We start from the raw sequence: 13,030 nt of genomic DNA, 5'->3' as shown, positions 1-13,030 counted from the left end.
CGTCGGAGGCGGAAACCGTCGGCAGCCGGTCAGAAGTAATCGAGCAACTGCGCGGGCCCGCCGGAGGCCAGGAGGTCGAGCGCGGCCGGGTCGACACCCGGGCTGTGGTGCAGCAGCCCGGCCTGCGCGACCGAGCGGGCCAGGGCGGCCCCGGCGTAGAGCAGGGCGAAACCGCGCACGTCCAACCGCAGGTCGGCCTCGCCGTCGACGCGGGTGAGCTCGGCGGCGCCGTCGGCGACGGTCAACCGCCAGGTGCCGCAGTTCCAGTCGGCGAGCGCGTCGGTGAGGCCGAAGTCGACAACACCCCGGGCGTGCGCGGGCCACCCCCGCGCGCTCACCGCGCGGGCGACGTCGACCGGTCGGTGCATCCACAGGTCCCGCTCGTGGTCACGGGCCGACTCCAACGGCAGGTAAACGCTGACCGCGTCCCCGTCGAGGGGGCACAGCCGCAGGGTCGGCGCGACGCTGGCCCAACTGCCGAGCACCCCGACGATCTCCCGGGCGGCCTCGGGGGTGACGGCCAGGGCCTCGTCGACGGTGAGCACGGAATCCGCGCCGTAACCCCGGCCCCGCTGCCAGGTGGCGTAGCCGACCAGGTCGCCGTCGGCCTCGACGAGGGTGAGACCGTCGCCGGGCAGACCCCCGTCGGCGGCGAAGAAGTCGAACAGCTCACCCCGGCGGGTCAGCATGCCGTTGCGGTACCGGGCGACGCGCTCGTACAGGTCGGCGACGGCGGGCAGGTCGACCACCGTGCCGGCCCGCACGGTGAGGTGCGACGCGGGCCGGTGCCGGGGCAGAGCGGCGGTGCTCAGATCGACGGTGCGCAGCACCCCGGCGGTCTCCCATCCGCAGGCCCGGTACGGGGCGGCGACGGTCGGATAGAGCGCGCTCACCGCCGCGCCACGCGCGTGGGCCCCGCGCAGCAGGGCGGTGAGCAGGGCACGGCCCACGCCCCGGCCCCGGGCCTCGGGGGCGACCGCCACCCCGGCGACGTCGGCTGCCGGCACCGCCCGGCCCGACCACCACTGGTCGTGGTGCAGGTCGACGGCCTTGCCGACGAGCCGACCGCTGTCGTCGAACGCGCCGTAACGGGTCAGGCCGGCGGGCGTGGCGGTGGCCGGCGCGGGCCGCTGCGGGTCGGAGCCGAACGCGAACCGGCCCAGCTCCCAGGCGGCGTCGAGGTCGTCGGCGGTGAGTTCGCGTACGTGCACGGTGGCGGGCATCGGCACACCGTAGCGACACGGCCGCGCACCTAAGGCCGATTTACTCGCATCATGATCAACTAGTCACGCGATCTTGCAGTTCCTGTCGCGGCATACGGGGCATTTCCACGCATCACGGCGACCGAAACTGCAAGATCGGCGGGGTGTCGAGTCGGTCAGTGCTGCGGGATGTTGGCCACGCCGATGCGCTTGCGGAACACCCAGTACGTCCAGCCCTGGTAGGCCAGCACGATCGGAGTGAAGATCACCGCCACCCAGGTCATGATCTTCAGGGTGTACGGGGTGGACGCGGCGTTGGTGGCCGTCAGCGTGCCGGCCGTGTCCAGGGTGGAGGGCAGCACGTTCGGGAACAGCGCAGCGAACAGGGTCGCCACCGCCAGACCGATCGCCACGGCGGTGCCGGTGAAGGCCCAGCCCTCCCGGCGTACCCGGGCGGCGGCCAGAGCACCGAGCAGGGCGAGGGCCGCGCCGACGGCGAGCACGACGGCGGCCGCGCTGGAGCGGATGCTCAACGTCCAGGTCAGGAACCCGACCGAGAGCACGGCGGCACCCACACCCAGGCGTACGGCGAGCGCGCCCGCGCGCTCGCGGATGTCGCCGGTGGTCTTCAGGGCGAGGAACACCGCACCGTGGGTGAGGAACAGCGCGAGTGTGGTCGCGCCGCCCAACAGGGCGTACGGGTTGAGCAGGTTCAGCAGGCCGCCGACGTACTCGTGGTCGGCATCCAGTGGCACGCCGCGCAGGATGTTGGCGAAGGCGACGCCCCACAGGATCGCCGGCAGCAGCGAGCCAACCACGATCGCCGCGTCCCACCGGCGCTTCCAGGACGCCTCGGGGCGCTTGTGCCGGTACTCGAACGCGACGCCCCGGGCGATCAGGGCCAGCAGGATCAGCAGCAGTGGCAGGTAGAAGCCGGAGAAGAGGGTCGCGTACCACTCGGGGAACGCGGCGAACATGGCGCCACCGGCGGTGATCAGCCACACCTCGTTGCCGTCCCAGACCGGGCCGATGGTGTTGATCAGGACGCGGCGTTCCCGGTCGTCGCGACCGAGCACGGGCAGCAGCATGCCGACGCCGAAGTCGAAGCCCTCCAGGATGAAGTACCCGGTGAACAGCACGGCGACGAGGAGAAACCAGATGGTGGTCAGTTCCACGATGGGCTCCGGGATCAGTAGGCGAAGGCGAGCGGGCGCTCGGCGTCGTCGGTGTCGTCGGTGGGGGGCTGCTCGCTGACGTCCGGCACGCCGGCCTTGGCGTAGCGCAGCAGCAGCTTGACCTCGATCACGGCGAGAGTGGCGTAGATCAGCGTGAAGGCGGTGAACGAGGTGAGCACCTCGGCCAGCGAGACGCTGCGGGACACCCCGTTGCGGGTGAGCATCTCGCCGAAGACGATCCACGGCTGCCGGCCCATCTCGGTGAAGATCCAGCCGAAGGAGTTGGCCAGCAACGGCAGCACCGGCATGGCCAGCCCGGCGCGCAGCAGCCATCTGCTGCTCGGGGTGCGGCCCTTGCGCTGGCTCCAGAGCACCAGCAGGGCGATCGCGCCGGCCGCCATCCCGAAGGCGATCATGAAGCGGAAGCTCCAGTAGGTGACCGGGATGATCGGGGTGTAGCTGCCCGCGCCGTACTGGGTGGCGTACTGGGCCTGCAGGTCGTTGATGCCGTGCACCGTGCCGTTCGGGTCGCCGGTGCCCAGGTACGACAGCAGGTACGGGATCTTGATGGCGAACACCTCGCGGCTGCCGTCCAGGCTGCCGATGGTCAGCACGGAGAACGAGGCGGGGCTCTCGGTGGTGTAGAGGCCCTCCGCGGCGGCCATCTTCATCGGCTGCACGTCCGTCATGATCTTGCCTTGGATGTCGCCGGTGAACAGCACGGCGGCGGAGGCGGCCAGAACCACCCAGGAGCCGAACTTGGTGGCGAAGCGGTACGCGCCGGCGTCGGCGGAGTCGCGGTTGCGGATGACGTGCCACAGGCCGACGGCGACGATCAGCGACCCGGCGACCAGGAACGAGCCGGCCAGGGTGTGCGGGAAGGTGATCAGGGCGACCTTGTTGGTCAGCACGGCCGGGAAGTCGGTCAGCTCGGCGCGCCCGCTGTCGGGGTTGATCCGGTAGCCGACCGGGTTCTGCATGAACGAGTTCGCCGCGAGGATGAAGTACGCGCTGAGGTTGGTGCCGATCGCGGCGGCCCAGATGCTGGCCAGGTGCGCCCGTTTGGGCAGCCGGTCCCAACCGAAGATCCACAGGCCGATGAAGGTGGATTCGAGGAAGAACGCGACGAGCGCCTCGATGGCCAGGGGTGCGCCGAAGACGTCACCGACGAAGCGGGAGTAGTCGCTCCAGTTCATGCCGAACTGGAACTCCTGCACGATGCCGGTGACCACGCCCATGGCGAAGTTGATCAGGAACAGCTTGCCGTAGAACTTGGTGAGCTTCAGGTACCGCTCGTTGCCGGTGCGGTGCCACATCGTCTGCAGGATGGCCACCAGCACGGACAGGCCGATGGTCAGCGGCACGAAGAGAAAGTGGTAGACGGTGGTGACACCGAACTGCCAGCGGGCAACGTCCAACGCGTCCACCTGAAAACCCCCAGCCATCCGTACTACGAGACGTAGTAAATACTACTGCTCGTCGTAGACGGTTGGGCGGCCCGCACCCTCCCGGGGCCAATGACCCTGATCACCCGACCCGCCCTCGCGGCCCCGCCGGCGCGTGCGACGATGGCGCGCTGATGGACACCGCACACACCGCCTGGCAGCCGCCGCTGATCTGGCGCGCAGCCCTGCTGCTGGCCCGGGGCCTGGTCGGCCTGCTCGCCCGCCTCGAGGTCACCGGCGACGTCCCGGCGCACCTGCGTCGCGGCCCGCTGGTGCTGGCCGCCAACCACATCAGCCCGTTCGACCCGGTGGTCATGGCCGCCGCCTGCCAGACTCGTGGCGTCGCGCCGCGGATCATGGCGACCGCCGGGCTGTTCCGCGTCCCGGTGTTCGGTGCCGCCATGCGCCACGCCGGACACATCCGGGTCGACCGGGGCACCAGTGCCGTGCACCGGGCCCTCGACGACGCCGCGGCGGCCGTCGCGCGCGGCTCGGTGATCCTCATCTACCCCGAGGGGCGCATCGGCCTGGACCCCGGCCTGTGGCCCGAACGCGGCAAGACCGGCGCCGCCCGCCTCGCCCTGGCCTGCGGCGCGCCGGTCGTCCCGGTCGCCCAGTGGGGCTCGCACGAGGTGTTGCCGTATCAGGCGCCGCGCGGAATGCTGCGCGGCATCGGCCGTTCGCTGTGGCGTCGACCGGTGATCCGGGTGCACTTCGGCACCCCCGTCGACCTGGGCGAGACGGCTGCCGCCAACCCCGGTGCGGCCCGCCGTGCCACCGACCGCATCATCGACGCGCTCACCGACACCCTCGCCCCGCTGCGCCCCGACGAGCCGGACCTGCCCCGCCACGTCGACCCCGACCGTCCCAGCGACCTCACCCGGGCGCACCGCCGCCGCTCGACCTGACGCCCATCTCGCGAACGCGTTAGACAACTTCTGGAAAATCGTCTAATCTGTCTACCGTGAGCACAGTAGAAGCGTCTGTCGAGGACCCGAAGCGCGCCGCCGTCCTGGCGGCGGCGGTAGCGGTGTTCGGGCGCTACGGCTTCCAGAAGACGTCGATGGAGGCGGTCGCCAAGGCGGCGGGCATCTCCCGACCGGGCCTGTACCTGATGTTCCCCAACAAGGAGCAGTTGTACCGCGCCACCATGCAGGGCGTCATGGAGCGCGCCCAGCACGCCATGGAAGCCTGCCTCGCCGACCAGTCGACGAGCTTCGACGAGCGGGTCGTGGCCGGATTGGACGCCCTGATGGGCGCGTACATCGACACCCAGATGGCCCGCGATCTCAACGACCTGCTGGAGAACAGCGAGCCACAGTTGGGCTCGATGTTCCACGACTACCAGGTGCGGGCTCAAGCGGCACTGCGAGCCCACATCGACGCCGTCGCCCCGGCCGGTCTGCTCGACGAGGGGCGGACCGCTGACGACGTCATGGACCTGCTCTTCTCCGCGGCGCTCACCTGGAAGTCGACCTCGACCTCCAGGGACGAGTTCCGCGACCGGCTGCGCCGGGCTCTGCGGCTGCTGCACCGCTGACACACCCCTCACCGAACCGCCACGATCTCGCGCCCTTGGAGGCCCGAAATGTCACGAATCATCACCCCGTACTCGGCCCAGTCGACCGCCGCTGAGGTGATCGACGGCATCGACCTCACCGGCCGACGAGCCATCGTCACCGGCGGCGCGTCCGGGATCGGCCTGGAGACCGCCCGAGCGCTGGCCGACGCCGGCGCCGAGGTGACGTTGGCCGTACGCGACACCGCCGCCGGTGAGCGCGCCGCCGCCGACATCACGGCCGGCGGGGCACCCGGCAAGGTCCGGGTCGACCACCTCGACCTGGCCGACCGCGCCTCCATCGACGCCTTCGTGGCCGGCTGGACAGGCCCACTGCACATCCTGGTGAACAACGCCGGCATCATGGCCGTGCCCGAGCTGACCAGGACAGCCGACGGCTGGGAGGCGCAGTTCGCCATCAACCACCTCGGTCACGCCGCACTGACCCTGGGTCTGCGCGACGCGCTGGTCGCCGCGCACGGCGCCCGCGTCGTCGTCGTCAGCTCGTCGGCCCACCAGCAGTCCCCGGTCGTCTTCGACGACATCCACTTCACCACCCGCCCCTACGAGGCGTGGTCGGCGTACGGCCAGTCGAAGACCGCCACCATCCTGTTCACTGTCGCCCTGGCCAGGAAATGGGCCGCCGACGGCATCACCGCCAACGCCCTGCACCCCGGCGGCATCATGACCAACCTGCAACGCCACCTCGACGACGCGCAACTGCGCTGGGTCGGCGCGCTCGACGAGCAGGGCAACCGCCTGGAGGTGCCGCCGGGCTGGAAGACCCCCCAGCAGGGCGCGGCCACCTCGGTCCTGCTGGCCGCCAGCCCCGAGGTCGAGGGCGTGACCGGCCGCTATTTCGAGGACGGCAACGAGGCCCCGGTCATCGCCGAGCGGGCCGACGGCCGCAGCGGCGTGCTCACGTACGCCCTCGATGACAGGGACGCCGACGTCCTCTGGGACGAGACGCTGCGGCTCCTGGGGCGCTGACCGGGTCGGCTCAGGTGCCCGGGCACCTGAGCCGACCCGGCGACGGGGACAATGATCACGTGTCGCGCCGCCCTCTCGTCCTCGTCGCAGTGGTACTCGTCGTCGTCGCCGGCATCGGCTACGCCGGGCTGCGGACGGCTCACCACCACGCCAAGGACCAGCGGGACCTCGCCGACCTGACGCGGTCGTCACCGTGGCCTCGCGATCAGCTGCTGATCCCCGACGAGGTGACCCGCTCCGGCGCCGTCGGCTGGCTGGAACGTGGCGGCCTGGACGTCGCCTACCCGCTGCACACCGCCGACGGCCGCGCCGTGCCAGTGCTCTGGCGGTTGCGCGTGCCGCACCCCGCGAGCGGGCTACCCGACGGCGTCGACTGCGGCTCGCCACGGCTGCGCACCTGCACCGACCTGGGCGGCGGGAGCACGCTGATCGTGACCCACGAGACCGACAACAGTGACCCGTCCATCGCCCTCTACCGCACCGAGGGCGCCACCGTACGGGCGGTCGAGGTGCAGGGGCCGGACCCGGTCGGCGTCGACGAGTTGACCGCCGCGCTCACCCGCGCCCACCGGCCCAGCGACGCCGAACTGCTGGACCTGTTGCGCCACGACGGCCACCAGACCGACTGGAGCTGACCGCACCCTCTCGCGATCGTGCACTTGCTGTCCCGACACAAGGAACGTTCCACGCGTATCCGCGACCGAAACTGCAAGATCGGCGCGGTGGGGGTGGCAGCCGGCGCCACGGGCCTGATTTTCGCCGGCAGGCCATCCGCGCTCCACCAACCGAGGGCATACTGCGTCGCGTGTTGACCCGATTCGGTTACCTCGACGCGCCCGCGCCGCTGGCGTTCGCCCACCGTGGCGGCGCCGCCGAGGGCGACGAGAACACCACCGAGGCGTTCGCCCGGGCCATCGGGCTCGGCTACCGGTACGTGGAAACCGACGTGCACGCCACAGCGGACGGCGTCGCGGTGATCTTCCACGACCCGACGCTGCTCCGGGTCACCGGTGAGGCGGGCCGCATCGCCGACATGAGCTGGGCCGACCTCGCCTCGGTACGCGTCGGCGGCGCTGCCGTCGTACCCCGGCTCGACGAGGTGCTCGGCGCCTGGCCGCAGGTCCGCTTCAACATCGACGTGAAGGCCGACAGCGGCGTCGCGCCGACGGTCGCTACCGTGACCCGGGCCGGCGCCGGCGACCGGGTGCTGCTCGCCTCGTTCAGCGACGCGCGCCTGACCCGGCTGCGCGCGCTCACCGAAGGGCGCGTCGCCACCAGCCTCGGCATGCGTGGGGTCGCCCGGCTTCGGCTCGCCTCCCTGCACGGACGCCCGCTGCGACTGCCCCCGTCGGTGGTCGCCGCGCAGGTGCCGCCACGCTACGGGCGGGTGCCGGTGGTGGACCGCCGGTTCCTCGACTACTGCCACCGCATCGGCCTGCAGGTGCATGTCTGGACGATCGACGAACCCGCCCAGATGCACGACTTACTGGATCGTGGCGTGGATGGCATCATGACCGATCACGTCGGCGTGCTGCGCGACGTCTACCGCAGCCGCGGCCACTGGGCCGCCTGACCATCGAAGGACCCCCGATGGCCGAGACCGTGACCCCCACGGTGGACGACACCCCGCCTCCGGCGAGCACCCGCCGGGAACGCAGGGGCTGGTACATCTACGACTGGGCCAACTCCGCGTTCCAGACCACCGTGATCACCGTGTTCCTCGGCCCGTTCCTGACCACCGTCGCCGAGTTGGCGGCCGGCTGCGAACTCGGCGCGGACTCCTGCGACGGCTCCGTCTACCCGCTGGGCATCAAGATCGCCGCCGGGTCCTACTACCCGTACCTGATCTCGCTGTCGGTGTTCCTCACCGTGTTCGTGCTGCCGGTCATCGGGGCGATCGCCGACCGGTCGGCGCACAAGAAGCGGCTGCTCGGCGGCGCCGCGTTCACCGGCGCCGGCGCCACCATCGCGATGGCCTTCGTCACCGGCGACCGCTACCTGCTCGGCGGGGCGCTCTTCCTGGTCGCCAACATCTCCTTCGGCGCCGCGATCGTGGTCTACAACTCGTTCCTGCCGCAGCTCGGCGGCCCCGACGAACGCGACGGCATCTCCAGTCGCGGCTGGGCGCTGGGCTACCTCGGCGGCGGCCTGCTGCTGGCCCTCAACCTCGTCGCGATCACCCTGCTCGACGAGGGCGACAACCCGCAACGCACCCTGGACCTGGCCCGCTGGTCGATCGTGTCCGCCGGCGTGTGGTGGGCGTTGTTCACCCTGGTGCCGCTGCGGTGGCTGCGCGAGCGCCCCAGCGTCGCGGCCCTGGCCAGCGGCGGCAACGTGCTCACCGACGGGTTCCGGCAACTCGCCCGCACCATGCGCGAGGTCAAGGCGTACCCGCTGACGCTGTACTTCCTGCTGGCTTTCCTGGTCTACAACGACGGCATCCAGACCGTCATCACCCTGGCCAGCCAGTACGGCACCGAAGAGCTGCGCCTGGACCAGAGCACCCTGATCATCACGATCCTGCTGGTGCAGTTCCTCGCCTTCGGCGGCGCGTTGAGCCTGGGCGCGCTGGCCAAGCGCATCGGCGCCTGGAAGACAGTGCTGCTCAGCCTGGTGCTCTGGACCGGTGTGATCATCGCCGCGTTCCGGCTTCCCGCCGAGGCGCCGCTGCCGTTCATGGTCCTCGGCGCGGCCATCGGCCTGGTCCTCGGCGGCAGCCAGGCGCTGAGCCGGTCGCTGTTCAGCCAGCTCATCCCGGCCGGCAAGGAAGGCGAGTACTACGGCTTCTACGAGATCAGCGACAAGGGCACCAGCTGGCTCGGGCCGCTCGCCTTCGGCCTGGTGTTCCAGCTCACCTCCTCCTACCGGGTGGGCCTGGTCTCACTGCTGATCTTCTTCGTGGTCGGTTTCCTGCTCCTCGCCGCCGTGCCGATCCGCCGGGCCATCGTGGCCGCGGGCAACACCCCACCCCGGGTGCTCTGAGCACGCGTCCCGCGCCCGACAGATCAGATGCGGTCGATCAGCTAGGCTGCCCGACCGTGACCGACGACGCCGCCACCGCCCCGACCTGCCTGGCCCACCCGTTCCCCGGCCAGCCGCACGCCCCGGCCGGGTGCGCGGCCGCGCGCGGGCTCGACGGACGTCCGGTGCACGCGGCGGCGTTGAAGTTCTTCTGGGGGCCGATGGACTGCGGCAAGTCCACGATGGCGTTGCAGATGAACTACAACCACGCCCGGCAGGGTCGGCGGGGGCTGGTCACCACCCGCATCGACCGGTCGCTGGGACCGCAGGTCACCACCCGCATCGGCCTGGCCCACGAGGCCATCGAGGTCACCGACGACCTGGACCTGCGGGCCCTGGTGCGCGGCCGGTGGGCCGACGGAGTACGCGTCGACTACCTGATCTGCGACGAGGCGTGCTTCTACACCGTCGAGCACGTCGAGCAGATGGCCGAGCTGGTCGACAGCTACGACGTCGACGTGTTCGCGTTCGGCCTGGCCACCGACTTCCGCTCGCGGCTGTTCCCCGCCGCGCAACGCCTGTTCGAGCTGGCCGACGAGGTGGCCCGCATCCAGGTCGAGGTGCTCTGCTGGTGCGGCCGCGAAGGGCTGCTCAACGCCCGCGTCGTCGACGGCCGGGTCGTCCGTGAGGGTGCCCAGGTCGTCATCGGCGACACCGTCGACACCGCCGAGGTGCGCTACCAGGTGCTCTGCCGCCGGCACTACCGCAGCGGCGACCTCGGCCCCCGCGACTGAGCGGCCCGCCGCGCCGACATTCGGTCAACCACGATCACCCCGACCGTGGTCAGCAGCGCCGCCCCGGCGGCCACCGCGATCGGCGCCCGCAACGCCACCGCCGCCGGGGACAGCGCGAGCAGCAGCAGCGTCGCCGCGACCCGGGCGACCACCCCGGCCTGACCGAGCGCCATCTCGTACGCGGCGTGACCGGCCAGAAACAACGCGGGACCGCCAAGGACGACCAGCGCGCTCGCCCAGCCCACAGGTTCCCCGGGATCGTGCAGCAGCCGCTCGTCACCGACTGCCGTGACGACGATGCCGCCCACCATCACCGGGTGCAGATAGTTGAACACCAGTCGGGAGAGCCGCCCGGCCCGTTCACCCGCGGCCGCCAACGCCGCCATGCTGGCCTGCGCCCGGTCGAAGTACACCCACCACAGGGCCACCGAACCCGCGAACGCGAGGAGGAACGCGGCGATGGTCACCCGGTCCAACCGCTGCGTCAGCGTCCCACCGGTGATCAGGAGCGACTCCCCCAGCGCGATGAGGATGAACGCCTGACAGCGTTCGGCCAGGTGCCCGCCCTCCACCCGCCAGTGCTCCGGCCTGCTGCGCCCCATCCCGGGCACCGGAAACCCGGTCGCCAGCCCGATCGAGTCGACGACGATCACCGCGATCCAGATCAGCTCCCGGGCCGGGGCGTCCACCAGCCCGCCGACGACCGCCAGCGTCCCGGTACCGGCGATCCAGACGAAACACTGCCGGAAGCTGTCGCCGAGCCAGGGCTCACCCCGGATCGCCCACAGGGAGAAGGCCGTGCGACCCACCTGCACCGCCGCGTACGCGAGGGCGAAGAGCAGACCGTTGTCGCCGAAGGCGGTGGGCAGCGCGGCGGCGAGCAGCAGGCTGCCCAGCGTCACCACCAGCAGCGTGGCCCGCACTGGTGTCCGGTCCGGGTGCAGCCAGTTGCCCGCCCACACCGTGTAGATCCAGACCAGCCAGATCAGGCTCAGCAGCACCGCTGTCCGTCCGACGCCCTGCCAGCTGAGGTTCTCGGCCAGGTAGTGCGACAGCTGGATGATCGTGAAGACGTAGACCAGGTCGAAGAACAGCTCGGTGGAGGTGGTCCGCTCCACGCCACGGCGCGGGCGCAGTAACTGCGGATGACGTGGACCGCGTCCTGGCGACGCGCCGGTCACCGCGCGGCCGCCAGTGACCGGAACCGGTCGGTCAGGATCACGGCGACAGTCACCGCCAACGCCACAGCGGCGCACACCGCGACGGGTGCCTCCAGCACCACACCGACCGGCATCAGCGCCAGCAGGACCACCACCGCAGTGACCCGACTGATCGGCAGGGTCCGCCACAACAGCGCCTTGTAGGCGGCGTGCCCGGTCAGGAACAGCGCGGGACCACCCAGGGTGAGCAGTACGTCGACAGTGGTGGCCGGTGCGCCGGGCTCCCGCAGCAACCGCTCGTCGGCCGCCGACGTGACGACGACACCGGCGACGATCACCGGGTGCAGGAAGTTGAACGCGACCCGGCTCAACGCCCCGGTGCGCTCCCCGGCGTGGGCGATGAACTCCGTGGCGGCCGGGGCCGAGCGGGCGAAGTACACCCACCACAGCGCCACCGAACCGCCGAACGCCAGCAGGAACGCCCCGGACGTCACCAGGTCCACGTGCGACGTGAGGGTGCTGCCGGTGACCAGGATCGACTCCCCCAGCGCGATCAGGACGAACGCCGCGCACCGTTCGGCCAGGTGCCCACCCTCCACCATCCACCGCTCGGGTCGGCTGCGCCCCCGTCGTGGCAACGGATAGCCGATCGACAGGCCGACCACCTCGATCACGATCACCGCCGTCCACACCGCGTCCCGGGCGGCACCGCCGACCAGGCCACCGATGACCACGAGCACCGACGTCCCGGTGATCCACGGCAGCGACTGCTGAAATCCGGCCACCAACCACGGGCTGCCCTGCACCGCCCACAACGCGAACACTGTGCGGCCCACCTGCACGGTGACGTAGACCAGCGCGAAGAGCAGGCCGGTGGAGCCGAACGCCTCCGGGATCGTCGCCGACAACAGCAGGCTGCCCAGCCCCACCCCGATCAGCATCGTCCGCACCGGCCCCTGGTCCGGTTGCAGCCAGTTGGTCAGCCAGGTGGTGTAGACCCAGACGAGCCACACCAGCGCCAGCAACAGGCCGGTACGCCCCGCGCCCCGCCAGTCCAGGTGCGCGAGCAGGTAGTGCGACAACTGGGTGATGCTGAAGATGAAGACGAGGTCGAAGAAGAGTTCCGTCGAGGTGGTCGGCTGCACCCCCTCGCGTGGGCGCAGCAGCTGTGGGCGTGTCGGGGCGGCGACCGGGGGCCTAGAAAGGGTCACCGCACACCCGCCAGTTCCCGTCCTCACGGACCACCGGCAGACGCCGTTCCTCGCTGAGCCCGCCGCTGCGGGTCACCTTCACTGTCACCGTGCCGTGCGGTCGGCCGCTGCGGGTGGCGACCGACACGTCGGTGATCTCGTAGTCGGTGACCATCGGTGGTGTCCGCACCCAACTGGTGAAGCCGATAGCGCTCCAGCGGCTGCGCGCGTCCTCGCAGAGCCGCTCGTACGCCCGGTCGCTGTCGCCGAGGGCCACCTCGCTGAGGAAACCGTCGGCGGTCTCCCGGATCGGGCCGGCGGCCTGCCGGACGGTCTGCAGGTTCCAGGCGCCCAATCCGGCCACCCCCACGCAGCACAGCGCCACGCCGAACCCGGCGAACGCCAACCCGGTGCGCATCGGGCGGTGACGCCGGGCCGGTCGGCTCCACGACTGGCCCGCACCCACGACTACCGACCGTAGAGAAGACGCTCACGCTGACGGGCGACAAGCCGGAAACTGGGTGCGCCCGATGGGCGGGTGTGCCCTGTTCGCGG

General features: G+C 71.2%; 13 protein-coding genes. 7 read left to right on the top strand and 6 right to left on the bottom strand.

What is annotated here, in order from left to right:
- Positions 1-29 precede the first annotated feature (29 nt).
- From OG992_RS04825 to OG992_RS04815, 3 genes are all read right to left on the bottom strand, one after another.
- Positions 30-1,223 (bottom strand): enhanced intracellular survival protein Eis, encoded by a 1,194-nt coding sequence (locus tag OG992_RS04825; protein WP_266302502.1) that lies wholly within the window; start codon positions 1,221-1,223, stop codon positions 30-32.
- A 155-nt stretch (positions 1,224-1,378) separates the two neighbouring features.
- Positions 1,379-2,377 carry a cytochrome d ubiquinol oxidase subunit II gene (cydB, locus tag OG992_RS04820; RefSeq protein WP_238685640.1) on the bottom strand — a complete coding sequence of 333 codons (999 nt, stop codon included), beginning with the start codon at positions 2,375-2,377 and terminating at the stop codon, positions 1,379-1,381.
- A 14-nt stretch (positions 2,378-2,391) separates the two neighbouring features.
- Complete coding sequence (locus OG992_RS04815; RefSeq protein ID WP_266305151.1) at positions 2,392-3,804, bottom strand: cytochrome ubiquinol oxidase subunit I; 1,413 nt, start codon at positions 3,802-3,804, stop codon at positions 2,392-2,394.
- A 152-nt stretch (positions 3,805-3,956) separates the two neighbouring features.
- Between OG992_RS04815 and OG992_RS04810 the strand changes: the two genes are divergently transcribed.
- The 7 genes from OG992_RS04810 to OG992_RS04780 all read left to right on the top strand — a co-directional run bounded on the left by OG992_RS04810 (position 3,957) and on the right by OG992_RS04780 (position 10,125).
- The gene (locus OG992_RS04810; RefSeq protein ID WP_266302501.1) at positions 3,957-4,730 is read left to right on the top strand and encodes a 1-acyl-sn-glycerol-3-phosphate acyltransferase; all 774 of its coding nucleotides are present in this window, start codon (positions 3,957-3,959) and stop codon (positions 4,728-4,730) included.
- A 56-nt stretch (positions 4,731-4,786) separates the two neighbouring features.
- Positions 4,787-5,362, top strand: a complete 576-nt coding sequence (locus OG992_RS04805; RefSeq protein WP_266302500.1) for a TetR/AcrR family transcriptional regulator — start codon at positions 4,787-4,789, stop codon at positions 5,360-5,362.
- Between the two features lie 48 nt (positions 5,363-5,410).
- Positions 5,411-6,370, top strand: coding sequence for an SDR family NAD(P)-dependent oxidoreductase (locus OG992_RS04800; RefSeq protein WP_266302499.1), 960 nt, complete (start codon positions 5,411-5,413; stop codon positions 6,368-6,370).
- A gap of 59 nt (positions 6,371-6,429) precedes the next feature.
- A complete protein-coding gene (locus OG992_RS04795) occupies positions 6,430-7,005 on the top strand; it encodes a hypothetical protein (protein ID WP_238685636.1) in 576 nt (191 codons plus the stop codon).
- A gap of 170 nt (positions 7,006-7,175) precedes the next feature.
- Positions 7,176-7,943, top strand: a complete 768-nt coding sequence (locus OG992_RS04790) for a glycerophosphodiester phosphodiesterase (RefSeq protein ID WP_238685635.1) — start codon at positions 7,176-7,178, stop codon at positions 7,941-7,943.
- Positions 7,944-7,960: 17 nt separating this feature from the next.
- Complete coding sequence (locus OG992_RS04785) at positions 7,961-9,352, top strand: MFS transporter (RefSeq protein WP_266302498.1); 1,392 nt, start codon at positions 7,961-7,963, stop codon at positions 9,350-9,352.
- A gap of 164 nt (positions 9,353-9,516) precedes the next feature.
- Positions 9,517-10,125 (top strand): thymidine kinase, encoded by a 609-nt coding sequence (locus OG992_RS04780; RefSeq protein WP_238660175.1) that lies wholly within the window; start codon positions 9,517-9,519, stop codon positions 10,123-10,125.
- On the opposite strand, the gene OG992_RS04775 is transcribed toward OG992_RS04780, so the two are convergent.
- The 3 genes from OG992_RS04775 to OG992_RS04765 are packed head-to-tail and all read right to left on the bottom strand — an operon-like array spanning position 10,092 to position 12,893.
- Entirely contained in the window at positions 10,092-11,243 is a 1,152-nt protein-coding gene (locus tag OG992_RS04775) for a low temperature requirement protein A (RefSeq protein ID WP_238685633.1), read from the bottom strand. The genes OG992_RS04780 and OG992_RS04775 overlap by 34 nt on opposite strands.
- A 59-nt stretch (positions 11,244-11,302) precedes the next feature.
- Positions 11,303-12,496, bottom strand: coding sequence for a low temperature requirement protein A (locus OG992_RS04770; RefSeq protein WP_266302497.1), 1,194 nt, complete (start codon positions 12,494-12,496; stop codon positions 11,303-11,305).
- Entirely contained in the window at positions 12,483-12,893 is a 411-nt protein-coding gene (locus OG992_RS04765; RefSeq protein ID WP_210783879.1) for a DUF4878 domain-containing protein, read from the bottom strand. The genes OG992_RS04770 and OG992_RS04765 overlap by 14 nt, the downstream gene beginning before the upstream one ends.
- Positions 12,894-13,030 lie beyond the last annotated feature (137 nt).

The sequence above is a fragment of the Micromonospora sp. NBC_00362 genome, from assembly GCF_026342155.1.
GTDB classification, from domain to species: Bacteria; Actinomycetota; Actinomycetes; order Mycobacteriales; family Micromonosporaceae; genus Micromonospora; species Micromonospora hortensis.
The sequence above is the reverse complement of the archived record's forward strand: the minus strand, read 5'-3'. Positions and strand labels throughout refer to the sequence as shown.